The organism is Alloyangia pacifica (assembly GCF_003111685.1).
Lineage (GTDB): Bacteria > Pseudomonadota > Alphaproteobacteria > Rhodobacterales > Rhodobacteraceae > Salipiger > Salipiger pacificus_A.
In genome coordinates this window covers 726,408-749,773 of record NZ_CP022190.1, presented here as the reverse complement: position 1 = coordinate 749,773, position 23,366 = coordinate 726,408, and the positions used below count along the sequence as shown (strand labels likewise).

Annotated in this window: 22 protein-coding genes; 17 read left to right on the top strand and 5 right to left on the bottom strand. The window is 67.9% G+C overall.

The window, feature by feature from the left end; genetic code table 11:
- Positions 1 to 99: 99 nt before the first annotated feature.
- From CEW88_RS16440 to CEW88_RS16430, 3 genes are all read left to right on the top strand, one after another.
- The gene (locus CEW88_RS16440; protein WP_108968947.1) at positions 100 to 1,839 is read left to right on the top strand and encodes a glycosyltransferase family 2 protein; all 1,740 of its coding nucleotides are present in this window, start codon (positions 100 to 102) and stop codon (positions 1,837 to 1,839) included.
- Entirely contained in the window at positions 1,836 to 2,780 is a 945-nt protein-coding gene (locus CEW88_RS16435; protein ID WP_108968945.1) for a glycosyltransferase family 2 protein, read from the top strand. The genes CEW88_RS16440 and CEW88_RS16435 overlap by 4 nt, the downstream gene beginning before the upstream one ends.
- A 357-nt stretch (positions 2,781 to 3,137) precedes the next feature.
- Positions 3,138 to 3,743, top strand: coding sequence for an AEC family transporter (locus CEW88_RS16430; RefSeq protein ID WP_438839483.1), 606 nt, complete (start codon positions 3,138 to 3,140; stop codon positions 3,741 to 3,743).
- A gap of 3 nt (positions 3,744 to 3,746) precedes the next feature.
- Here CEW88_RS16430 and CEW88_RS16425 read toward each other — a convergent pair whose 3' ends face one another.
- Positions 3,747 to 4,826 carry an ABC transporter ATP-binding protein gene (locus CEW88_RS16425; protein ID WP_108968941.1) on the bottom strand — a complete coding sequence of 360 codons (1,080 nt, stop codon included), beginning with the start codon at positions 4,824 to 4,826 and terminating at the stop codon, positions 3,747 to 3,749.
- A 469-nt stretch (positions 4,827 to 5,295) separates the two neighbouring features.
- On the opposite strand from CEW88_RS16425, the gene CEW88_RS16420 reads away from it, so the two are divergent.
- The 6 genes from CEW88_RS16420 to CEW88_RS16395 are packed head-to-tail and all read left to right on the top strand — an operon-like array spanning position 5,296 to position 11,408.
- Complete coding sequence (locus CEW88_RS16420) at positions 5,296 to 8,151, top strand: monovalent cation/H+ antiporter subunit A (protein ID WP_108968939.1); 2,856 nt, start codon at positions 5,296 to 5,298, stop codon at positions 8,149 to 8,151.
- A 3-nt stretch (positions 8,152 to 8,154) separates the two neighbouring features.
- Positions 8,155 to 8,550, top strand: coding sequence for a Na+/H+ antiporter subunit C (locus tag CEW88_RS16415; protein WP_108968937.1), 396 nt, complete (start codon positions 8,155 to 8,157; stop codon positions 8,548 to 8,550).
- Positions 8,547 to 10,244: a monovalent cation/H+ antiporter subunit D gene (locus CEW88_RS16410; protein WP_108968935.1), complete on the top strand. Its 1,698-nt coding sequence runs from the start codon at positions 8,547 to 8,549 to the stop codon at positions 10,242 to 10,244. The genes CEW88_RS16415 and CEW88_RS16410 overlap by 4 nt, the downstream gene beginning before the upstream one ends.
- Positions 10,244 to 10,747, top strand: coding sequence for a Na+/H+ antiporter subunit E (locus CEW88_RS16405; RefSeq protein WP_108968933.1), 504 nt, complete (start codon positions 10,244 to 10,246; stop codon positions 10,745 to 10,747). The genes CEW88_RS16410 and CEW88_RS16405 overlap by 1 nt, the downstream gene beginning before the upstream one ends.
- Complete coding sequence (locus CEW88_RS16400) at positions 10,744 to 11,016, top strand: K+/H+ antiporter subunit F (RefSeq protein WP_203595158.1); 273 nt, start codon at positions 10,744 to 10,746, stop codon at positions 11,014 to 11,016. Before CEW88_RS16405 ends, CEW88_RS16400 begins: the two co-directional genes overlap by 4 nt.
- Positions 11,013 to 11,408: a Na+/H+ antiporter subunit G gene (locus tag CEW88_RS16395; RefSeq protein ID WP_108968931.1), complete on the top strand. Its 396-nt coding sequence runs from the start codon at positions 11,013 to 11,015 to the stop codon at positions 11,406 to 11,408. Before CEW88_RS16400 ends, CEW88_RS16395 begins: the two co-directional genes overlap by 4 nt.
- A gap of 4 nt (positions 11,409 to 11,412) precedes the next feature.
- Here CEW88_RS16395 and CEW88_RS16390 read toward each other — a convergent pair whose 3' ends face one another.
- Positions 11,413 to 11,961 carry an RSP_2648 family PIN domain-containing protein gene (locus CEW88_RS16390; RefSeq protein ID WP_108968929.1) on the bottom strand — a complete coding sequence of 183 codons (549 nt, stop codon included), beginning with the start codon at positions 11,959 to 11,961 and terminating at the stop codon, positions 11,413 to 11,415.
- Positions 11,958 to 13,154 carry an RSP_2647 family RNA methyltransferase gene (locus CEW88_RS16385; RefSeq protein ID WP_108968927.1) on the bottom strand — a complete coding sequence of 399 codons (1,197 nt, stop codon included), beginning with the start codon at positions 13,152 to 13,154 and terminating at the stop codon, positions 11,958 to 11,960. The genes CEW88_RS16390 and CEW88_RS16385 overlap by 4 nt, the downstream gene beginning before the upstream one ends.
- Positions 13,155 to 13,301: 147 nt before the next feature.
- Between CEW88_RS16385 and CEW88_RS16380 the strand changes: the two genes are divergently transcribed.
- The 3 genes from CEW88_RS16380 to CEW88_RS16370 all read left to right on the top strand — a co-directional run bounded on the left by CEW88_RS16380 (position 13,302) and on the right by CEW88_RS16370 (position 16,749).
- Positions 13,302 to 13,991 (top strand): glutathione S-transferase family protein, encoded by a 690-nt coding sequence (locus CEW88_RS16380; RefSeq protein ID WP_108968925.1) that lies wholly within the window; start codon positions 13,302 to 13,304, stop codon positions 13,989 to 13,991.
- Between the two features lie 220 nt (positions 13,992 to 14,211).
- A complete protein-coding gene (gene edd, locus CEW88_RS16375) occupies positions 14,212 to 16,017 on the top strand; it encodes a phosphogluconate dehydratase (protein ID WP_108968923.1) in 1,806 nt (601 codons plus the stop codon).
- Between the two features lie 90 nt (positions 16,018 to 16,107).
- Positions 16,108 to 16,749, top strand: a complete 642-nt coding sequence (locus CEW88_RS16370) for a bifunctional 4-hydroxy-2-oxoglutarate aldolase/2-dehydro-3-deoxy-phosphogluconate aldolase (RefSeq protein WP_108968921.1) — start codon at positions 16,108 to 16,110, stop codon at positions 16,747 to 16,749.
- A gap of 92 nt (positions 16,750 to 16,841) precedes the next feature.
- Here CEW88_RS16370 and CEW88_RS16365 read toward each other — a convergent pair whose 3' ends face one another.
- Positions 16,842 to 17,099, bottom strand: a complete 258-nt coding sequence (locus CEW88_RS16365; protein WP_108968919.1) for a hypothetical protein — start codon at positions 17,097 to 17,099, stop codon at positions 16,842 to 16,844.
- Positions 17,096 to 19,873: a glutamine-synthetase adenylyltransferase gene (locus CEW88_RS16360; protein WP_108968918.1), complete on the bottom strand. Its 2,778-nt coding sequence runs from the start codon at positions 19,871 to 19,873 to the stop codon at positions 17,096 to 17,098. The genes CEW88_RS16365 and CEW88_RS16360 overlap by 4 nt, the downstream gene beginning before the upstream one ends.
- A 113-nt stretch (positions 19,874 to 19,986) precedes the next feature.
- Here CEW88_RS16360 and CEW88_RS16355 point away from each other — a divergent pair, with 113 nt between their 5' ends.
- The 5 genes from CEW88_RS16355 (at position 19,987) to CEW88_RS16335 (ending at position 23,359) form a co-directional block, all read left to right on the top strand.
- Entirely contained in the window at positions 19,987 to 20,454 is a 468-nt protein-coding gene (locus tag CEW88_RS16355) for a YbaK/EbsC family protein (RefSeq protein WP_108968916.1), read from the top strand.
- Between the two features lie 5 nt (positions 20,455 to 20,459).
- Positions 20,460 to 21,092 (top strand): alpha/beta fold hydrolase, encoded by a 633-nt coding sequence (locus CEW88_RS16350; RefSeq protein WP_217626476.1) that lies wholly within the window; start codon positions 20,460 to 20,462, stop codon positions 21,090 to 21,092.
- 155 nt (positions 21,093 to 21,247) lie between these two features.
- Entirely contained in the window at positions 21,248 to 21,694 is a 447-nt protein-coding gene (locus tag CEW88_RS16345) for a DUF2852 domain-containing protein (RefSeq protein WP_108968912.1), read from the top strand.
- A 154-nt stretch (positions 21,695 to 21,848) separates the two neighbouring features.
- Positions 21,849 to 22,301 (top strand): RDD family protein, encoded by a 453-nt coding sequence (locus tag CEW88_RS16340; RefSeq protein ID WP_108968910.1) that lies wholly within the window; start codon positions 21,849 to 21,851, stop codon positions 22,299 to 22,301.
- Positions 22,302 to 22,546: 245 nt separating this feature from the next.
- Positions 22,547 to 23,359, top strand: coding sequence for an arginyltransferase (locus CEW88_RS16335; RefSeq protein ID WP_108968909.1), 813 nt, complete (start codon positions 22,547 to 22,549; stop codon positions 23,357 to 23,359).
- Positions 23,360 to 23,366: the final 7 nt, after the last annotated feature.

Here is a 23,366-nt window from a genome sequence, read left to right as displayed (position 1 = left end):
CCGCCGGGCCGTGGCGGAAAGGCGACGCTGGCCATCCATGCGCCGCCGCGCGGCTGCGGGAGATTGCCTGTACCGTGCGATGGCGCCAGTCTCCGCGCCATGAGCGGAGAGAAGACACCCCCCTATCCCGGCGGAATCGCGGCCATTCTCACCCAGATGGAGGGGCGCCGGGACGCGCTCGATTTCGCGCCGGGCGAAGCGCTGCCACCGATGGACACGCCGCTCGCCGGGCTGGCTGCGCAGATCGTCTCCGAGCCAGATGCAGATCCTGCCGAGGCGCCGCCCTTCCGTTCGAACCATCACCGGAAGCGCCACGCGCTGCGGCGCGAGCTGACTGGGCGGTCGGAGCTGGTATTTCTCAACGCGCTGCTCATCGCGCACCTGCGCAAGCGCGTGTTCCCCGCCCACGCCCCGGGGCTGTTCCAGCGGCTCTGGGCCGAAGAGGCCCCGGCGCTTTTACAGCAGCTCGACCCGCGCTGGCTGGTGTCCTCGGTGACCACCTTCGGCGATCACGGGCTGAGCGCCGTGCAACGCTCCGTGGGGCTGGCGCTGAGCACGCTTTTCGGCACGATGAAGCTTTACGAGAGCGAACGGCTTTATTCGGGGCATATGGCCGACCGCCCCTTTGCGCTCGACGGCAAGGCACCGGGCCCGCTGCCGCTTGAGATGGACGGCTACGCGCTGCCGAGCGGAGGGCTCGACGTGAACATGATCGGGCGGCTCTGGCGTGAGGCCGAGGGCGACCCGGTGATCCAGCCGCTCGCCCATCGCTTGCTCGAGATGCTAATCGCCGACGACCGGACGGTGTTCTCCCGGCTGATGACCATGCGCCAACGGCAGGCCCGGCGCGATGGGGCAAAGACAGACGGCGCGCCCGTTCCAGTGCCTGCCAGCCATCGGGCGCTCACGTCCGAGACGCTGCGCTGGGGTCTGACCTCGACCATCCGCGCGCCGCTGCCCGAGATCGCCCGCTTTGCCGCGCATCACCTCGAACTGGGCGCCGCGGCGCTGCACATCCACCTCGATGCGCCCGATCCCGAGGCCGCGGCCTTCCTCACGCGCCACCCCGCGATCCGCGTCACCCAGTGCGATGCGATCTACTGGCAGGCCAGCGGCCGCGCCCGACCCGAAGCGCATCAGGTCCGGCAGGCCTATAATGCGACGCAAAGCCTGCGGGACGGGTTGGGGGTGCACTGGCTTGGTCACATCGACGTCGATGAGGTCCTGCTGCCGCAGCGGCCGCTGGCGGAGCTGCTCTGCGAAGTCCCGCTTTCCGCCGCCGTCGCGCGCGTCGCTCCCGCCGAGGCGCTGGCAAGCGAGGATGGCCTGCCGCATCGCTTCAAGCTCACCCACAAGCACGCCGGCCAGCCCAAGGCGGTGCTGCAAGCGATCTATCCGACCTTCGGAGCGCATCTCTACGGCGGCTTCCTCAGCCACACCTCGGGCAAGGTCTTTGCCCGCACCGGCATAGAGGACACGAGGCTCGGCATCCACACGCTGAAATACCGCGGCACGGAGGCCAGCAACCGCCACCGGCTGGACGAGGTCTGGCTGGGCCACCTGCACGCGCGCAGCTGGGCGCAATTCCGCGCCGACCTGGGCTTTCGCCGCACCCTCGGCTCCTACAGGAAAAGCTCGGAGCGTCCGGAGATGGGACAGGCCGAGCTGATCGGCTATCTCATGGAGGAAGAGGGCGAAGCCGGGCTGCGGGCACTCTTCGACGAAGTCTGCGCCGACACGCCCGCGCTGCGCGACCGGCTTGCTGCGCATGGCATGCTGCTGGAGCACCCCTTCGACCCCGATGCCGCCGTGAACCGCATCTTCGGAGCCCTGCCGTGATCCGCTGGGGCACCGTCACCACCACGAATGCGCCCCTGGCCCGAATCCTCGATTTCGCCGCTTGGCACCTCGAGCAAGGCGCGCAGCGGCTCTATATCTACCTCGATGACGCCGACCCCGCGGCGGCGGCGGCGCTGTCGGCCCACCCCAAGGTGCGCGTCGTCACCACCGATGCTGCCTGGTGGGCCAAGCGCGGCAAGCGCCCCGAGACGCACCAGGTCCGGCAGACCCGCAACGCGCGGCACGCGAACAACCGCAAGCCCGAGCTGGACTGGCTGGCGCATGTCGACGTCGACGAATTCCTTTTGCCCGCCCGCCCCCTGGCCGAGCAACTGGCGGATTTGCCCCGCGACTGCCTCTGCGCCCGCGTCCGCCCGGTCGAAGCCCTTGCCGCTGCGCCGGTCCAGGCCGAGACCCAGTTCAAGGCCTTCCCCCTTGACCAGGCGGCCCGCCAGCGCGCTGCCGAAGCGTGCTTTCCCACCTGGGGTCGACATCTCTCGGGCGGATTCCTGAGCCATGTGGCCGGCAAGCTCTTCTTCCGGCCCGGTACCGAGGGGCTCGACATCCGCATCCACAACGTGAGGCTCGGCGATCAGCTGAATCCCGGCGAGCACCCGCTGCCAGACACCGAACTCGGGCACTTCCACGCGGCCGACTGGGCGCATTTCCTCTCGGCCTACCGTTTCCGGATGGCCAGGGGCTCCTACCGCGCCGAGCTGAAGCCGCAGGCACGCGGCGAGGGTGCGGTCAGCCTCAACACGCTCTTCGCAATGATCGAGAAGGAAGGCGGCGAAGCGGCCCTGCGCAGCTTCTACAACGAGGTCTGCACCGCCACGCCCGAGCTCATCAAGAGGCTCTCGGACCACGGCCTCCTCCGCCGCCGCCACATGAACCTGCCCGCCTTGCGCGCCAGCCATTTTCCTGGCGTCCCCCAGATCTGATGCCCGCCCGACCCACGGCGCCGCAGCCCCCCAACGCGGGCGCCCCGAACGAGACCTCCCATGCTCACCATCCTCACCCATGATATCCTGCCGGTTTTCGCGCTGCTGGCGCTCGGCTTCCTCCTCGGACGCCGCGGGGTCTTCGGTCGGCAGGATGCAGCCTCGGCCAACCGCGTGGCGCTGATGGTGATGCAGCCAGGGCTGATCTTCTTGGTGATCGCGACGGTGCCCTTCGACGACTTCGAGTTGCGCACGCTGCTGACTTACGGCGCCTGCGAGGCGCTGGCCTTCGGCGCCTCCTACGCGCTCGCCCGTCGCGCCTTTGGCTGCGAGACGCTCGAGGCCTGGCTGCTGGCGATGAGCGTGGTCTTCGTCAACTCGCTGCTCTACATCCGGCCGATCGCGCTGCTGCTTTACGGCGAGGACGGAGCGCTGCCAGTGACCGCCGTGGTCGCCTGGGACACCGCCGTCGCCTTTGCCTTCTTCATCATCAGCGCGGACCTCATCGCCCGCCCCTCGGCCGGGCCGCTGCCGGCGCTGAGGCGGCTCGCGGTGAACCCCACGCTGAGCGCCATCCTGCTCGGCGTCGCGGTCAACCTCGCAGGCCTGACGCTGCCCGAGCCGATCCTCACCGCCTGCCGCTTCGCCGGGGCGGCGACCGCGCCGCTGGTGCTCTTCGCGCTCGGCGTGCTTCTCTCGGGGCAGAGCCTGCGGCCCTCGGCGGTGGTGACGACCTACGCGGCCCTGAAGCTGGTCGGCTTCCCGCTGCTGGTTGCGCTGGCGGTCTGGCTCGCCGGAGCGAGCGATCTGTGGCAGGCGCAGGTCTCGCTGCTGGCAGCCGGGCCGTCGGGTGCCATGGCCTTTGCGCTGGCGCTGCTGCATGGCATCCGCACCGACCGGATCGCGGCGGTCACGATCTGGACAAGCGCGCTGTCGCTGCTCTCGCTGGCGGCGCTGGCCTGAGAGTCAGTCCCGGGCCGGGAAGACAAAGCAGCGGTCGCGGCGCACGGTCAGCCAGAGTGGCGTGCCGGGTTTCGGCAGGAAGACATTGGGCACCGTCGCGCGGATCGTGCCGCCGTCGAAATCCATACGGAATTCGACGAGGCTCTCCGAGCCCATGAAGCGCGCCCGCTCCACCACGCCGCGCGCCGGGGTGCCGGCCATCTGCGTCGGATTGGGGCCGCGCCCGCCGCGATCGAAGTCGATGCCGACGTGCTGCGGGCGGAAAACGATGTCGACCTCGCCCCCGTCGGGCACGCCTGGAGCGAGGAAGGGACCAAAGGGCGTATCCGCCAGCGCTCCCTGAACCTTTCCACGCAGAGAGTTGATATCACTGAAGAATGCAACAGAGGCCTTGTCCGCCGGGGCGTTGTATATATTGTAGGGCGCGCCGCGCTGGACGATCTTGCCGTCGCGCATCAGGGCAATCTCGTCGGCCATGCGCATGGCCTCTTCGGGCTCGTGGGTGACAAGCAGGACCGAGGTGCCCTCTTCCTTCAGCACCGCCAGCGTCTCGTCGCGGATACCGTCACGCAGGCGGTTGTCGAGACCGGAGAAGGGCTCGTCCATCAGCATGATGCGTGGCTTGGGCGCCAGCGCGCGGGCCAACGCCACGCGCTGCTGCTCGCCGCCCGAGAGTTGATGCGGGTATTCGTCGACGAAATGCGCCAGCCCCACCCGATCGAGCAGTTCCACCGCGCGGCCCTTCTTGGCGCTGGCGGCGCCCTTGAGACCGAAGGCGACATTCTCGCCCACCGAAAGGTGCGGAAAGAGCGCGAAATCCTGGAACATCAGGCCGATGGCGCGGCGCTCGGGGGGGACGCGGAAGACCGTGTCGCAGATCAGCTTGCCGTCGACAAAGATCGCGCCGCTGTCCTGCATGTCGACCCCGGCGATCATCCGCAACGTCGTCGACTTGCCGCAGCCCGAGGGTCCCAGAAGGCAGGTCACATGTCCCGGCTCGATGGTCAGCGAGACGTCATCGACGACGGCGCGCCCCTCGAACCGCCGCACGAGGTTCCGGATCTCCAAACGGGGGTGCGCCACTGCTGCCTGCCTCGCGTTGTTCCCGAAGTAAAAGCGTCGGGGATTGAGCTTACACGTCCGACTAGCAGCCCGAAAAGCGCCAGACAAGGAGAAGGGCCCAGAGGACCGGGCCGGGTGACGGTCTCAGCCGATGCCGCGCAGGGCACATGCGGCTCGGCGGCAGGGTCCAAAGCAGAAAACCGGCCCGGAAACCACCGGAGTCGGCGCGCGCCCGGCTGCGTCAAATACGCACATAGTCCAATATACCTTAGGTTGCTCGTGTATCCGCCACTCTACCTTAAGAACTTCACGCCTATAGTAACCCCAAGTAACAATCGCAATACTTGGCTCGAATATTTCGACCTGACATTACCGTTAGAATTCGGCTAACTTTCCTGAAATTAACGTCAGTATGGCCGTTTTCGGGTTGTGATATGGTGTGAAATCGGCTGCCTTCTCTCGACGCCGCCAACGACGATCAGGGAGTTCCATGTCACTTTTCATCATTGCGCTCCTACCGTTCCTCGGAGCCCTGCTGCCCGGCCTGATGATTCAGGCCGGTCGACGCGCCTGCGGGATGACGACTCTCTTCGTCACCTTCGCCGCGCTGCTGGGGCTGGTCACCCACCTGCCCGCGATCTGGGCCGGCGAGACGGTCACCGCCTCGGTGGAATGGCTGCCCGCGATCGGGCTGAACGTGACGCTCTTCCTCGACGGGTTGGGGATGATGTTCGCAGCGCTGATCCTCGGGATCGGGGCGCTGGTGATCATCTACGCGCGCTATTACCTGACGCGCGATGACAACATGGGCGAGTTCTACACCTACCTGCTGCTCTTCCAGGGCGCGATGGTTGGGATCGTCCTGTCGAACAACATCCTCCTGCTGCTGATCTTCTGGGAGCTCACCTCGTTGTCGTCCTTCCTGCTGATCGGCTTCTGGAAGCACCTGCCCGAGGGCCGCCAGGGCGCGCGCATGGCGCTCACCGTGACCGGCATGGGCGGTCTGGCGCTGATCGGGGGCATGCTGCTGCTGGGCTCGGCGGCGGGCACCTACGAGATCACCGAGATCCTCGCGCGGCGCGACGTGATCCAGGCCTCGCCCTATTATGTCCCGGCGTTGCTGCTGATCCTGCTCGGCTGCTTCACCAAGTCGGCGCAGTTCCCCTTCCACTTCTGGTTGCCGCACGCCATGGCGGCCCCCACGCCGGTCTCGTCCTACCTGCACTCGGCGACCATGGTGAAGGCGGGCATCTTCCTGATGGCGCGGCTCTGGCCGGCACTCTCGGGCACGCAGGAGTGGTTCTGGATTGTCACCTCGGCGGGTCTGATCACCATGGTCCTTGGCGCCGTGATCGGTCTTTTCAAGCATGACCTCAAGGCTTTGCTGGCCTTCTCGACGGTCTCGCACCTTGGCCTCATCACCATGCTTCTCGGCACAGGCACGGCCTACGGTGCAATGGCAGCGGTGTTCCACATCCTCAACCATGCGGCCTTCAAGTGCTCGCTCTTCATGAGCGCGGGCATTGTCGACCACGAGGCGCACACCCGAGACATCCGCCGCCTCGGCGGGCTGCGCCACCTGATGCCGGTGACCGCGACCATCGCCATCGTCGGCGCATTGGCCATGGCGGGCATCCCTCTGTTCAATGGCTTCCTGTCCAAAGAAATGTTCCTCGAGGAAGCCTCGCACACCGTTCTTTTCGGCTCGCACTGGCTGGTGCCTGTGCTGGCGACCCTTGGGGCGATCTTCTCGGCCGCCTACAGCTTCCGCTTCATCGCGCATGCTTTCCTCGGCAAGACCCGTGACGACTATCCGCACACGCCGCACGACCCGAACTTCGGCATGTGGGGGCCGCCTGCCTTCCTCGGGCTGATCGTGGTCGTCGTGGGCTGTCTGCCCTTCCTCGCGGAACCGGTGGTCAAACTGGTGACCGCCGCGGTGATCGGAGACGTCGCCGAGGTTCCCGGCGCGCATCTCGCGCTCTGGCACGGAGTCACCCCGGCGCTGATCATGTCAATCATCGCCACCGTCGGCGGCCTGATCCTGCTCGCGCTCTTCACCCCGCTGCTCAGGGGCTGGGACGCCGCGCCGCGCCCCGAGGCCAAGCAGATCTTCGACGCCCTCATTGGTCTCTGTGCCCGCGGCGCGGAGCGCCTCACGGGCGGGCTGAACAACGGCAGCTTCTCGCGCTACGCATCGGTCTTCACCGTGACCGTGCTGGTGGTGGCCGCCCACGCCTGGTTCACCGGCACGCTGGGGCCGGTGACGCGCGAGATGCTGCCGATCCAGCCGCTGCCGCTGGCGGGCTGGATCCTCATCGTCAGCGCCACCGGGCTCATCGTGGTCTTCCATCGCAACCGCCTGACGGCGCTGATCCTGATGGGGGTCATCGGCACCATGGTGTCGATCGCCTTCAACTACCTTTCGGCGCCGGATCTTGCGCTGACGCAGATCTCGGTCGAGGTGGTGACGATCATCCTGCTGTTGCTGGCGCTGAACTTCCTGCCCAACACCACGCCCATCGAGTCTCCGATCTCGCGCCGGATGCGCGATGGGATGCTCGCGGTCGTGGCCGGCCTCGGCACCGCGGGGCTCACCTACGCCATCCTGCGCCGCGATTTCGCGATGGGGACGATCTCGGACTACATGCTCGACAACTCCTACGACGGCGGCGGCGGGACCAACGTGGTCAACGTGATCCTCGTGGACTTCCGGGGCTATGATACCTTTGGCGAAATCATCGTGCTCGGCATCGCCGCGCTGGTGATCTACGCGGTGACCGAAGCACTGCTGACCGGGCCGGTGCGCGCGCGCCTGCTCAACCGCGTGCCGGACCGGGAGCAGGCCGGAGACGCCCACCCGCTGATGATGGTGGTGGTCACCCGGCTGATCCTGCCGGTGGTGCTGATGGTCGGCGCCTATATCTTCCTGCGCGGTCACAACGAACCGGGCGGCGGCTTCGTCGCGGGTCTCGTGGTGTCGATCGCCGTGGTCATGCAGTACATGGCCTCGGGCTTCGCATGGGCCAACGAGCGCCAGCGCTACCCCTACCACGGGGTGATCGGCGCGGGCGTGCTGATCGCCGGGCTCACCGGCATCGGCGCCTGGCTCTTCGGGAAACCCTTCCTGACCTCGACCTTCGGCTACGTGACGCTGCCGGGGCTGGAGAAGTTCGAGCTTGCCTCGGCCATGGCCTTCGATCTCGGGGTCTTCCTCGCGGTGGTCGGCGCCGTACTGCTGTCGCTCGAGAGCTTCTCGCGGATGGCACGTCGCTCCGGCGACGAGCCCAGCGAGCATGCGATGGACATCGACCCCTCGCGCGATATCGAAAACGAGGGGGCCTGATCCATGGAATTTCTCATAGCGACCACCATCGGCGTGCTGACCGCCGCGGGCATCTACATGGTGATGCGGCTGCGCACCTTCCCCGTGATCATCGGCACCTCGCTGCTGACCTACGCCGTGAACCTCTTCCTCTTCGCCTCTGGACGGTTGGTGATCAACCAGCCGCCGATCCTGCGCGACGACGTGACGAGCTACACCGACCCGCTGCCGCAGGCGCTGGTGCTGACGGCCATCGTGATCTCCTTCGGCATGACCGCCGTGGTGGTGATGATCGCGCTGGCCTCCTACCTCAACGCCAATGATGACCACGTGGACGAGGCGCGGGACCTGGCCCGCGAGCGCCGCGCCGGAGAAGACCCTGACGCAAGACAGGGCGACGAGAAGGAGTCCCGCGCATGATGCACTGGATTATCGCCCCCGTGCTGCTGCCGGCCATGATGGCCGCCATCATCGTGCTTGCCGCGCGCTTCCACGAAACCCTGCAGCGGATCTTCTCGGTCGCCTCGCTGGTGGCCACGCTTGCCATCGCCATCGGTCTTTACATACAGGCCAGCGATGGCACGGTGACGATCTACCAGCTCGGCAACTGGCAGGCGCCCTTTGGCATCGTGCTGGTGGCGGACCGGCTGGCGACGACCATGGTGCTGCTGACGGCGGTGCTCGCGCTGCCGGTGCTGATCTATGCGATCGGCTCGGGGTGGGACCGCCGCGGACAGCATTTTCACGCGCTCTTCCAGTTCCAGATCATGGGCATCATGGGCGCCTTCCTCACCGGCGATGCCTTCAACCTCTTCGTCTTCTTCGAGGTCCTGCTGATTGCCTCCTACGGGCTCATGGTCCATTCGGGCGGCGCGACGCGGACCCGGGCGGGCGTGCAGTACATGCTCTACAACCTGCTGGGCTCGACGCTCTTCCTCTTCGCGCTCGGCACGCTCTACGCGCAGGCCGGCACGCTCAACATGGCGGACCTGGCGCAGCGCGTGGCCGCGGCAAACGTGGAGAACTCCGCCGGGCTGCGCGTCGCGGCCGTGCTGCTGCTGCTGGTCTTCGCGATCAAGGCGGCGCTTCTGCCGCTGCACTTCTGGCTGCCCTCGAGCTATGCCGAGGCCCCGGCCCCCGTCGCCGCGCTCTTTGCCATCATGACCAAGGTCGGTGCCTATGGCATCATCCGCGTCTATACGATGATCTTCCCGCCCTCGTTGCCTCTTATGTCGGGCGCACACGAGGAATGGCTGCTGCCGCTGGCGCTGATCACCCTCGCGATTGGCATGATCGGGGTGCTCGGCACGCGCGAGATCGGGCGGCTGGTCGCCTTTTCGGTGATCGGCTCGATGGGAATGCTGCTGGCCTCGGTGGCGCAGTTCACCCCGGCGGGTATTTCGGCGGCACTTTACTACGCGCTGCATTCGACGCTGGCGACGGCGGCGCTCTTTCTCGTCGTCGACGTGATCCGCGAGCGCCGCGGCAGCGTCGCAGGAGAGCTCACGGCAGCGCTGCCCATGGCCGGGGGCGCATTGGTCGCGGGGCTCTTCTTCATCGCCTCCATCGCCATGACGGGCCTGCCGCCGCTCTCGGGCTTCCTCGGCAAGCTGCTGATCCTCGAGGCGGCCGAGGGCGGCGCGCTGATGGGCTGGGTCTGGGCGGTGGTGCTGGGCTCGTCGCTGGTGGCCGTGGTGGGCTTTTCCCGCGCGGGCTCGACGATCTTCTGGAAGCCGCACCAGCTCGCGGTCGAGCAATGCGGCTCGGTGGACGATCCCGAGGACGCACAGGGCGCGCGTGAGATCCACGATCCCACGGGCGGCAACCAGCCGCTGCCGATGCTGGCCATCGGAGTGCTGGTAAGCCTGCTGGTGGCGCTGACCGTCTTCGCCGGCCCGGTGACCCGGCAACTCGACGCCACCGCCGCGCAACTCTTTGCGCCGCAGCCCTATATCTCCACCGTGCTCGAGACGCCGGGCAAGGAGATCGAGAAGCACGGCGACGACCACGCCGACCCCCATGAGACCAACGCCGGCGGCCACGAACTGCCCGCCGACGAGTCCCATGAGCCCGGCACCGAGGCAACCACCGACGACGCATTGGGAGGACAGTGATGGCCGCACGTTTCATGCAAAGGCTCTTTCCGCACCCGCTGCTGTCGGTTGCGCTGGTGATCATCTGGCAGTTGCTGGCGAACGAGCCCTCGATCAACAGCCTTGTTTTCGGGATCATCCTCGGCGTGCTTCTGCCCTTCGCCACAGCCGCGTACTGGCCGAACCGGCCGCAGGTGACACGGCCGTGGAGGCTCATCCCCTATGGGCTGATCGTCGCCTGGGACATCATCACGGCCAATGTCACCGTGGCGCTGATCGTGCTCTTCAAGCCCAACCGCAACATCCGCTCGGCCTGGGTGAACATCCCGCTCGACATCCGCACCCCCGAGGCGATCACCGCGCTCGCGGGGACCATCACCCTGACGCCGGGCACGGTCTCGGTCGACCTCTCGGACGAGGGCCACGCGCTGCTGGTGCACGCCCTGCATGCCGAGGACCCAGAGAAGGTCGCTCGCAAGATCAAATCCCGCTACGAACGCCGCCTGAAGGAGATTTTCGAATGATTGTCACCTATGCGCTCATCTTCGCCTTTGCCGCCGTGAGCCTGTCGTTGCTGCTGACGATGATCCGGCTGGTGAAGGGCCCGCGGAGCGGCGACCGCATCCTCGCGCTCGACACGCTGTCGATCAACGCCGTAGCGCTGATCATCCTCGTGGGCATCGCCGGGGCAACGCAGATCTACTTCGAGGCCGCTATGATCATCGCCATGCTCGGCTTCATTTCGACCGTCGCCGTGGCGCGCTTCGTGCTGAGAGGAGACATCATCGAATGAGCCACGACATCCTCGATATCGTCATTGCCGCGGCGCTGGTCATCGGCGGGCTGTTCACTTTGGTGGGCTCGATCGGCCTGCTGAAACTGCAGGCGCCCATGGCCCGGCTGCATGCGCCGACCAAGGCTTCGACGCTGGGGGTGGGTTCGATCCTGCTGGCCTCGGTGCTCTTTGCCTTTGCCTCCGGCGCGCCATCCTACCACGAGCTGTTGATCATTGCCTTCCTGTTCATGACGGCACCGGTCTCGGCCTATTTCATCGGGAAAGTGCACATCCACCTCGGCCAGAACCGCAAGCCGTTGCCGACGCCGGCGCGCGATCGGATCTGGTCCACAAAGGCCAAGCGCGAAGAAGATACGCCGAACGTGCCGGAGATGAAGGCCGACGCGTAAGCGCTCAGCCGGCGGCCTCGAGCGCCTTGCCGAGCCGCGGCAGCCGCGCCTTTTTCAGAAGCCCGCGCAGGGTCCAGTCCTCGCCCGAGAGCCGCCGCGCCTCGGCGAGGACCGCCTCGCAGGCATCTTTGACCTTGCCCGGGTTCGCCTCGCAGAGACCGCGCAGGAAGCCGTCGGCATCCACACGCGAGAGGCCCTCCTCGGCGAGGATGTTGCGCGGGAAATCCTTGGCGTTCTCGGTGACGATGAGGTCGGCGCTTGCCGAGATGGCCGCCGCCAGCACATGCAGGTCCGCCGGGTCGGGCAGCCAGAGCCGGTCTTCAAGGGCGGGCTGGTAGCGCACCTCCGCCCCCGGCCAGGCGGCGCGCACCTGGGCGATCTCACCGCGCGCCTGCATCTCGCCCATCGGGCCGAGCTTGCGCGCCGCGAGCGCCCATTCTTCCAGGATGCGCGCGGACCACAGCGGCTGGAAGAGCCCCTGCGCCGCGACGCCAAGGAGCACCTCGCGCATCACCGTGGGGTAGATGACGCAGGTGTCCAGAAGCACCTTCACAGGCGGAACACCAACGCCTTCAGGTAGCCCGATTCCGCCAGCTGCGGCAGCAGCGGGTGATCCGGCCCGGCAAAGCCGGTGTGCAAGAGCTGCGCCCGGCGCCCGGCCCGGCCGATGCCGCGCAGGCAGGCGCCGGTGAAGCTCGAGAGATCCGCCGCGTGCGAGCACGAGCAGAGCACCAGGTAGCCGCCCTCTTCGACCAGCGGTGCCGAGAGCCGCGCGACCTTCTCATACGCGCGCAGACCTGCTTCCAGCGCGGGTTTGGCCGGGGCGAAGGCGGGAGGGTCGCAGACCACGAGGCCGAAGCGCTCGCCCTCGGTCCCCAATGCCTCGAGCGTGTCGAACGCGTCGCCCTGGCGTGTGGCGAAGCGCTCTGCCGCGCCCATGCGCCTCGCGCCTTCCTCGGCCAATGCCAGCGCCGAAGCCGAGCCGTCGACCGAAAGCGCACTCGCCGCGCCGCCCGCCAGCGCCGCCAGGGCGAAGCCCCCGACGTGGGAGAAGACGTCGAGCATCCTTTGCCCGCTCGCCAGCCGCGCGGCGAAGCCGTGGTTCGGGCGCTGGTCGTAGAAAAGGCCGGTCTTCTGGCCGCCGGTGAGATCGGCCATGTAGGTCGCGCCGTTCATCTCGACCGGCAGCGGCGCCTCGGGCGCCTGGCCCAGCAGCACCGCATCCTGATCGTCGAGCCCCTCCAGCTGGCGGCCCCGGCCGCCGGCGTTCTTGAGGATGTTCGTGACGCCCGAGACCTCGGCGAGCGCCTCGGCCAACTCGGGCAGCAAGAGCTCGGCCCAGGCGGCATTCGGCTGGATCACCGCGGTGTCGCCGAAACGGTCGATGATCACGCCGGGCAGCCCGTCAGCCTCGGCGTGGACCAGCCGGTAGTAGGGCGCCGGGAACAGCCGCTCGCGCAGTTCCAGCGCACGGGTCAGCTTGGCGGCGAGCCAGGCTTTGTCGATCATGGCTTCGGGGTCGCGGTCGAGCATCCGGCAGATGATCTTCGAGCTGGGTGTCACGCCCACCAGCCCGAGCAGCTTGCGGTCGTTGTCCTCGAGCCGCGCAACGGTGCCGGCGGCAAGGTTCCGGGTCCGGCGGTCAACCACCAACTCGTTTGCATAGACCCACGGGTAACCACGGCGCAGCGCCTGCGGTTTGGCCTTGGGAAGGAGACGGACGGTGGGGAGATCGGGCTGTGTCATCTTGCCCCTTTAGCGCCGCGCGGGTGCCTTGGAAAGCATCTTCGCAGCCGCGCTTTGCAGCCCCGCCATGCAAGAGGGGTCAAGAAGACTTGCCACACACGCCGCAAGGCCCGAGAATCGTCCAACCGATCCGAGAAGAGGGCCGCCATGAGACTGACGCTCTATTCCCATCCGCTTGCCTCTTATTGCCACAAGGTCCTGATCGCGCTCTACGAAACAGGGACCGACTTGGAGACCGTCACGGTGGATCTCGGCGATCCGGCCCAGCACGCCCGACTCCACGGTCTCTGGCCGGTCGGCAAGCTGCCGGTACTGCATGACGCCGAGCGGAACCTGATCCTGCCCGAGGCGACGATCATCATCGACTACCTGGAGCGGGTCTGCCCCGGTCCGCAACGGTTGCTCCCCGCCGATCCCGACTCCTGCCTGCAGGCGCGGCTGTGGGACCGGTTCTTCGACCTCTACGTGCAGGGGCCGATGCAGAAGATCGTCTTCGACAGTTTCCGCCCCGAGGATCAGAAGGATCACCTGGGAGTCGCAGAGGCCAAAGAGCAGCTGCGTCAGGCCTACGTGATAATCGAGCAGCACATGACGGGGCGGCTCTGGGCCGCCGGGGACGACTTCTCGCTCGCCGATTGTTCCGCCGCGCCCGCGCTCTTCTTTGCGCGCATCCTGCAGCCCTTCGAGCCCGGGCAGACCGCGCTCGACGGCTACTTCGAGCGGCTCCTCATGCGCCCTTCTTTCTGCCGGGTGCTGATCGAGGCGCAGCCCTGGTTCGAGAGCTTCCCGTTCCACGACCGCATGGACGCGCGCTTCCAATCCCCCGTCCCGAACTGAGACTGGCGCAGGCGCCGCACCGACCGCCCGATAACGTCGCGCGAGGGGAACGCGGCCCGTTCTTGTCCACTGCCGCGACGCGCTGCCCCAATTTCACGCGTTCCCCTCTGCGCGGCCGTCCGCCCAACCCTAGCATCTTTACTGATAGCGCTAACTGAGCTACATGCTGCGCAAGGACGCCAGACCGGGCCGACCCCGGACAGCGAAAGGAGCCCCTCTCATGTCGCTCAACGCCACCATCGCCAAGGTCACCGCCGAGATCGAGGCGCGCTCGGAAAACCTCCGAGGCACCTATCTCGACAGGATGCGCCGCGCCGCCGAGGAAGGTCCGCGCCGCGCCCATCTCACCTGCGGCAACCAGGCGCACGCCTATGCTGCCACCGGGCAGGACCAGCAGGCCCTGGCGACGGGCCGCGCGCCGAACCTCGGCATCGTCACCGCCTACAACGACATGCTCTCGGCCCACCAACCCTATGAGCGCTACCCCGAGCTGCTGCGCACCGCGGCGCGCTCGGTCGGCGGCACGGCGCAGGTGGCGGGCGGCGTTCCGGCCATGTGCGACGGGGTCACGCAGGGCCAGGTCGGCATGGAGCTCTCGCTCTTCTCGCGCGACGTGATCGCGCTGGCCGCCGGGGTTTCGCTCTCGCACAACACCTATGACGCCGCCGTCTACCTCGGCGTCTGCGACAAGATCGTGCCCGGCCTCGTCATCGCCGCGGCCACCTTCGGCTACATCCCCGGCCTCTTCCTGCCCGCCGGCCCGATGACCAGCGGCCTGCCCAACGACGAGAAGGCCAAGGTCCGCCAGCAATACGCCACCGGCGAGGTCGGCCGCGACAAGCTGATGGAAGCCGAGATGAAGAGCTATCACGGCCCCGGCACCTGCACCTTCTACGGCACCGCAAATTCCAACCAGATGCTGATGGAGTTCATGGGTCTGCACCTGCCGGGCAGCTCCTTCATCAACCCCAACACCCCGCTGCGCGACGCGCTGACCGAGGCCGGGGCGAAACGCGCGCTGGCGATCACCGCGCTCGGCAATGAGTACCGTCCGGTCTGCGACGTTCTCGACGCCAAGGCCTTCGTCAACGGCATCGTCGGCCTCATGGCCACCGGCGGGTCGACCAACCTCGTGCTGCACCTGCCGGCCATGGCGCGCGCCGCGGGCGTGGCGCTCGAGCTGTCAGACTTCGACCAGATCTCGCAAGCGGTGCCGCTGATGGCCAAGGTCTATCCCAACGGGCTTGCGGACGTGAACCACTTCCACGCCGCGGGCGGGCTGCAGTACATGATCGGCGAGCTGCTCGACGCGGGCCTCATGCACGAGGACGTCAAGACGGTCGCGGGCGACGGCATGCACCTCTACACGCAGGAACCGAAGCTCAGGGATGGCGCCATCGTCTACGAGGACACCCCGCGCGAGAGCCAGAACGACAAGATCCTCCGCCCCGCCTCGGACCCGTTCCAGAAATCCGGCGGGCTCAAGCAGATGATCGGCAATCTCGGCCACGGCATCATGAAGATCTCGGCGGTGAAGCCCGAGCACCACGTAGTCGAGGCGCCGGTGCGCATCTTCCACGATCAGTCGCAGGTGAAAGACGCCTTCAAGGCCGGCGAGTTCACCTCGGACACCATCGTCGTCGTGCGCTTCCAGGGGCCGAAGTCGAACGGCATGCCCGAGCTGCACAGCCTGACGCCGACCCTCGCCGTGCTGCAGGATCGCGGCCTGAAGGTGGCGCTGGTCACCGACGGGCGGATGTCGGGCGCGTCAGGCAAGGTGCCCTCAGCCATCCACGTGTGCCCCGAGGCCGCAGACGGCGGCCCGCTCGCCAAGCTGCGCGATGGCGACATCGTCCGGCTCGATGCCACCACCGGCACGCTGCAATGCCTGACCGAGGGCTTCGAGGACCGCGAGGCGGTCACCGCCGACCTCACGGGCAACGGCCATGGCGTCGGCCGCGAGCTCTTCGAGGCCTTCCGCCGGAACGTCGGGCTGGCCTCGAATGGCGCGGCGGTTGTCGTCTGACCGCCTGCCGCGCTTGCCCTTCCGGCATTTCGAAAATAACCCTGACGCGACCGCTCCGGTCCCAATGACACCCAGACAAAGGCCCCGCCCATGACCCCCCAGGATGCCAGCCGCGCCAACGAAGCCCTCTGCAAGCTCGCCCCGGTGATCCCGGTTCTGGTGATCGACGATCTCGCCCATGCCCGCCCGCTGGCCGAGGCGCTGGTCGCAGGCGGACTGCCAGTCTTGGAGGTAACCCTGCGCACCCCTGTGGCGCTGGACGCGATCCGCGAGATGGCGCAGGTCGAGGGCGGCGTCGTCGGAGCGGGCACGCTGCTCACCCCTGCGGATGTCGAGGCCGCGGTCGCGGCGGGCGCCAAGTTCGGCGTCTCGCCGGGCGCCACGGACCGGCTGCTCGACGCCTGCGAGGCCGCCGAGCTGCCGCTGCTGCCCGGCGCCGCCACCGCCTCCGAGGCGATGGCCCTGCTCGAGCGCGGCTATACCGTGCAGAAATTCTTCCCCGCCGAGGCCAATGGCGGCGCCCCGGCTCTGAAGGCGATCGGCGCGCCAATTCCCCAGGTGCGCTTCTGCCCCACCGGCGGCGTCAGCATGAAGAACATCGGCGACTACCTCACTCTCAAGAACGTGCTCTGCTGCGGCGGGTCGTGGGTGGCCCCGAAAGAGCTGATGCAGGCCGGGGACTGGGACGGCATCGTCGCGCTGGCGCGCGAAGCGGCGGCGCTGCCGCGCTGAGCGCGGCGCTGCCGGGGGGCGCGCTGCCCCCGGCCTGCGGCTGCTTCTCTTTCCAGATACGCGCGCCTCAGGCGCTCCCGGGACCCCTGCGCTCACAACCGCCGTGCCGCGCGGCCTCCGCGGCGGCGCGGCAAAGCAACTGCGCGGCCCTCGGTCATGACCTGCGTCATCGGGTGCCCCGGCGTGCCATGGCGCGCGAGCAGCCTGTCGAGCGCGGCCCGCGGATCCGCTCCCTCGGGCAGCGACAGCGCCCAGTCCAGAAAGATCGTGCGGCACTCCTCGAGGCTGATGCCCTCGATCCGGTAGGCCTCGGCGATCAGCGCCTTGGGATCGAGCGCGTCGCCCTTCATTCCGCCGGCACCGGTAGGGCGGCACTGATGATCTCGGCGGCGCGGCTGGCCATCTCGTCCAGTTTCGCGCGCAGGGCCTCCGGTCCGTCGACCCCGGCGAGGCTGGTGAGGAAGCTGCAGCCGCCCGCGCCCAGTTGGCCGGGGTCGAGCCGACCCTCGGTGATCAACCGCGCGCCGATCTGCAGCGCCCAGCAGAGGCGATAGGTGGCGGCGAGGTGGTCGGCCTCGGCGCGGCTCAGCCAGCCCTCCTGCGCTGCCGCCGCAAGGCCGCGCGCCGTGCGCCGCGGTGCCTGCCCCGAGAGCAGCGCACCGGCCTGACCGACCAGCTCGATATCCTGCATCCGCCCCTGCCCGAGCTTCGGATCCCAAGGATCGCCGCTGCCCTTTGCGGCGGCAATACGGGCGCGCATCTTCGACAGCTCTCCCAGCACCTTGCCCCGGTCGTGCGGTCCGGCCAGCAGCTCGTGCCGCCACGCCTCGACCTCGGCCGCGAGATCCGCCGGGCCTGCCACCACCCGTGCGCGGGTCAGCGCCAGGTGCTCCCAGACCCAGGCGCCCGTGCGCTGGTACTCGGTGAAGGCGGCGAGCGAGGTCGCCACCGGCCCCTGGTTGCCCGAAGGGCGCAGGCGCATGTCGATCTCGTAGAGCTTGCCCTCGGCCATGGGCGCCGTCATCGCGGTGATCAGCGCCTGGGTCAGCCGGGCGTAATAGGTGCGCGAGGGCAGCGGCCGCTTGCCTTCGGAGGCATCGATGCCATCCGCGTCATAGATCACGATAAGGTCGAGGTCGGAATGCGCGTGCAGCCGCCCCGCCCCCAGACTGCCCATGCCCACCACCACCGCACCACGGCCCGGGGCGTCGCCATGCTTGCGAGCGAATTCGGCCTGCACGACCGGAGCCAGCGCGGCGAGCGTCGCCTCGGCCAGCTCGGCGTAGTGCTTGCCCGCTTCCTGCGGCTCCGAGATTCCGCGCAGCAAGTGCACGCCGATGCGGAAGTGCCACTCGTGCTGCCAGCGCCGCGCCAAATCAAGCTGGCGCTCGTAGTCCTCTTCGCGCGAGAGCACCTCTGCGAGATCGACCGTCAGCGCCGTCACCCCCGGCCAGGGGGCAAAGAAATCGCCGCCGATTACCGCGTCGAAGACCTGGGCGTTGCGCGACAGGTGCAGCGCCAGCTCGGGCGAGACCGAGACGATGTCGACCAGCAGATCGACAAGCTGCGGGTTGGCCTCGAAAAGCGAGAAGAGCTGCACCCCCGCCGGCAGCCCGGCCAGAAAGCCGTCGAAGGCGGTCAGCGCCTCCTCGGGGCGGGCGGCGCGGGCGAGGCGATTGAGGATCTCGGGGCGCAGGCGGTTGAAGATCTCCACCGCGCGGTTCGAACGCAGCGCCGGGTAGCTTGGCCAGCGCGCCACCAGCGGGCTGTCCTCCAGCGGCGAGGCGGCGACGGGCTCGCCACGGCTTTCGGGGGCAAAGAAGCCCTCGGTCAGCTCGTGCACCTCCTCGAGCCGAGCCTCCAGGTCGGACTTCAGCTCGGTCAGATCGCGCCCGCAGAGGGCGGCGAGCCGGGCAAACCCTTCCTCGCTGCCGGGCAGCGCGTGGGTCTGGGCGTCCTGCACCATCTGGATGCGGTGCTCGATCTCGCGGTGCGCGCGGTAGTGCTCCGTCAGCGTCTCGGTGACCGGCTGCGGCACCCAGCCGGTCTCGGCCAGCACCTGCAGCCCCGGCACCGTTCCGCGCACCCTGAGGCGCGGATCCCGGCCCCCGGCGATGATCTGGCGGGTCTGGGTGAAGAACTCGATCTCGCGGATGCCGCCGCGGCCCAGCTTCATGTTGTGCCCCGGCAGGGTGATCGGCCCCGAGAGCCCCTTGGTCTCGCGATAGCGCAAGCGCATGTCGTGGGCATCCTTGATCGCGGCGAAGTCGAGGTGCTTGCGCCACACGAATGGCCGCAGAGACTCAAGAAAACGCGCGCCAGCCTCCGGGTCCCCGGCGCAGGGCCGGGCCTTGATCCAGGCGGCGCGCTCCCAGGCGCGGCCAAGGCTCTCGTAATAGCGCTCGGCGGCCTCCATTGCCATGCAGACCGGGGTGACCGCGGGATCGGGGCGCAGCCGTAGGTCGGTGCGGAAGACGTAGCCCTCGCCGGTCAGGTCGTTGAGCGTGGCACTCATGCGTTTCGTGGCGCGGATGAAGGACGCGCGGGCCTCGTGGAAATCGTCACGCTCGAAGCGGGTTTCGTCGAAGAGACATATGAGATCGATGTCGGAGCTGTAGTTCAGTTCCCCCGCGCCCATCTTGCCCATGGCAAAGACCACCATGCCGCCGGCGGTGGCGACGTCGTCCTCGGTGGCGCCGGGCAGCTTGCCGCGTTTCACCTCGCGGGCGATCGCGTCACGCAGGGCAATCTGCGTTGCGAGGTCGGCGAAATCGGTCAGAGTGCCGGTAACCTGCTCCAGCGGCCAGGCGCCGCCAAGGTCCGCCAGCCCGACCAACAGCGCAACCCGGCGCTTGGCCTCGCGCAGCGGCACGCCGGGGTCGCCCTCGGTGCCGCGCAGCGCCGCGAAGAGCGCCACGAGCGCGTCCTGCGGGGCATCTACTGCGCCCTCGAGCCAGGTGCTTTCCTTGCGGATCAGGCCCGCGAGATAGGGACTGGAGCCGCCCGCCCCCTCGATCAGCTCGGCGATGGGGTTCGAGGCCCAGGGCACGGCGGCGCGGGCCTCTTCTCCGAGGGCGGGCTCGAAAGGGCGGGGCAGTCGGGTGATTGCATCGGCAAGGTTCATGGCGGCAGATGGCCACGCTTGCGCGCTTTGTGCAATGCCAACTGGCATGCGGTGGCTTGCCGCGCCGCCGCGCGGGCGGCTATGCCTCGCGGCGACAGAGACGGGAGACGATCATGAGCAAGAGCCTGAAACGGGTGCGCGCGGCGCTGGAAGAGGCCGGGCTGCCGGTGGAGATCCTCGAGGTGGAAAACGCCCGCACCGCGCGGGAGGCGGCCGACTCGGTGGGCTGCGCGCTCGACCAGATCGCCAAGTCGATCATCTTCCGCGCCGAGCAGAGCGGCGCGGCGGTGCTGTTCCTGACCGCGGGCGGCAACCGGGTCTGCGCCGAGAAAGCCTCGGCCTTGGCGGGCGAGCCGCTGGGCAAGGCGGATGCGGCGCTGATCCGCGGGCAGACCGGGTTTGCCATCGGGGGCGTTTCGCCGGTCGGGCACCTCACGCCGATCCGGGCCTGGATCGATCCGCGGCTGCTGGAGTTTGCGCAGGTCTGGGCGGCGGCGGGCACACCGCGGCACCTTTTTGCGCTCGACGCCCACGTGCTGCCGGGACTCACCGGTGCGGTGGCGGCGGAGTTCACCGAGTGACCGGCATGGCGTTCCTGATCGACGGCGATGGGCCTGACCGCCCGACCCTGCTGCTCGCCCATGGTGCTGGCGCGGCGATGGACAGCGATTTCATGGCGCGGATGGCCGCGCTTCTGGCTCGCGAGGGGCTGCGGGTCGCGCGCTTCGAGTTCGGCTACATGGCGCAGCGCCGCACGGGCGGCTCCAAGCGCCCGCCGCCCAAGATCGAGCTGCTTCAGCAGGAATACCGCGCGGCGATCGAGGCCCTAGCCTGCGATGGTCCGCTCTTCATTGGCGGCAAGTCCATGGGCGGGCGGGTCGCGAGCCTCATTGCCGACGACCTCTTCAAGGCGGGCAAGATTGCCGGGCTGGTTTGCCTCGGTTACCCGTTCCATCCCACCGGCAAGCCCGAAAGGCTGCGCACGGAACACCTTGCGGCGCTGCGCACGCCCGCGCTGATCTGCCAGGGCACCCGCGATCCCTTCGGCACGCGCGAAGAGGTGACGGGCTATGCGCTGTCGGAGAGCATCGCCCTGGACTGGCTCGACGACGGCAATCATGACCTCAAGCCGCGCAAGAGCGTGAGCGGGCAGAGCCACGAGGACAATCTCGCGCGCGCCGCGGCGGCCGTTTCGGACTGGGTGGCACGGACCGTCTAGGCTCCAAGGCCCCTCGTGGCGGACAGCGCATCAAACCGCCCCGCGCGAAAAATGTAAAAACCTTTCACATCACCCCTTGAAGGGGGCCGGGCGAATACCGATCTTCGGTAATGTGAAGACCATTCACATCACACCGAACCGAAAGGACACGACCCATGACCGCCGCCTCGCAGCACTACACCCAGCCCGCCAACCCCGGCTGGCTGCGCCGTGCCGAGTTCTGGCTCGACCAGCGGGGCAAACCCGCGTGGATCGTCGCCATGATCCTCGGTTTCATGATTTTCTGGCCCATCGGCCTCGCCCTTCTTGCCTATATGATCTGGAGCAAACGCATGTTCGGAAAGTCTTGCCGCAATCGTCACAGCAACCGTCACGCCGCGTTCCAGCAGGGCTTCAACGCCATGCGCCCGAGCGGCAACGCCGCCTTCGATGCCTACAAGGCTGACACGCTGCGCCGCCTCGAAGACGAGCAGAAGAGCTTCGAGGACTTCCTGCAGCGCCTGCGCGAAGCACGTGACAAGGCCGAGTTCGACCAGTTCATGGACGACCGCGACCGCAAGGCCCGCGAAGAGCGCGAAACGGGCGAAATCGAAAACGCCTGATCACCAGGATCACACATCGCCATGGCCCAGCACGGGCCATGGCACCGACACCCCACCGGGCTCTGCCCTCTGGATTTCTTCCGGCATCATCCCCACCTGCCCTGTAACCCCGAAACTGCACCCGCCCGAGACGGACAGCCCGAGCGAGAGAGACATGTACCCCAACGCGACTTATTCCCATCTACCCGACCCGGTGCACCAGCGTGCCTTCTACGAGAGTGTCGCGCTCAAGCGCGGCATGGCATGGGTCATCGACACGATGATCGTTGCGGTGCTGGTGTTCATCGCCCTTCTGTTCACTGCTTTCCTTGGCGTGTTCATTTTCTTCGCCATCTGGCTGGTGGTCAGCTTCGGCTACCGGGTGGCGACCCTGACGACCGGCTCGGCAACCTGGGGCATGCGCCTCATGGCGATCGAGTTCCGCGATTGGCAGGGGCAGCGCTTTGGCCTGCCTCAGGCGCTGCTGCACACGCTGGGATACACGGTTTCCGTGTCCTTCGCGCCGCTGCAGATTGTCTCGATCGTCTGCATGCTGGCGACAGAGCGCGGCCAGGGTCTGACCGACCTCGCCCTCGGCACCGTGGCGCTGAACCGACGCGCCGCCTGACACCGGGACAGCTCAAGACGCAAGGGGGCCTCGGCCCCCTTTTCTTTGTCGAAGACATGGGGGGACGGTGCCCTGCGTGCCCCTTTAAGAGCGCCCGGCATCCACGCGACGGCGTGCCCGTTGGCGATCTTTCGCGCGCACCCTTTCCCAAGATCGTGATAGCTGCATATGTAAGATGAGGTGGGGTTGGCGACCGGCCCTTTCGTTGTTACGTTTTTCTTTCAAACAGCCCGGACGGTTCCGAAATGCGCCACTCGCTGCCCCTTGCGCCGCAATTCTACGTCACGGCGCCGCAACCCTGCCCCTATCTGCCGGGCCGGATGGAGCGCAAACTGTTCACCGCGCTGCAGGGGGACAGTGCCGAGAAGCTCAATGACAGCCTCTCGAAGCAGGGATTCCGCCGCTCGCAGAACGTGCTATACCGCCCGTCCTGTTCCGAGTGTTCCGCCTGTCTTTCGGCGCGGATCGACGTGCGCAGCTTCGCCCCGTCCAAGAGCCAGCGCCGGTCGCTGAAGCGCAACGCCCACCTGCACCGCCGGGCGTCGAGCCCCTGGGCCACCGAGGACCAGTTCGAGCTCTTCCGCCGCTACCTCGACGCGCGCCATGCCGATGGCGGCATGGCCGACATGGATATCTTCGAGTTTGCCGCGATGGTCGAGGAGACGCCGATCCGCAGCCGCATCGTCGAATACACCGACGGCGCGCGCGGCGACCTCGCCGCAGTCTGTCTGACCGACGTGCTCGATGACGGGCTGTCGATGGTTTATTCCTTCTACGACCCAGATCTGCCCAAGTCCGGGCTCGGCACCTGGATGATCCTCGATCACATCGACATCGCCCGCGAGGCGGGGCTGCCTTACGTCTATTTGGGCTACTGGGTACCCGGCTCGCCGAAGATGGGCTACAAGGCGCAGTTTTCGGCGCTCGAGATCTACCGCCGCGGTCGCTGGGAGCCGATGCGCGGAGATGACGATTACGCCTCCGAGACCCATCCGCTGAGCACCGACCCGATCGCCGAGCAGGTCGCGAACATCTCGCTGCCCGACAGCCGGGGCTGAAGGCAAG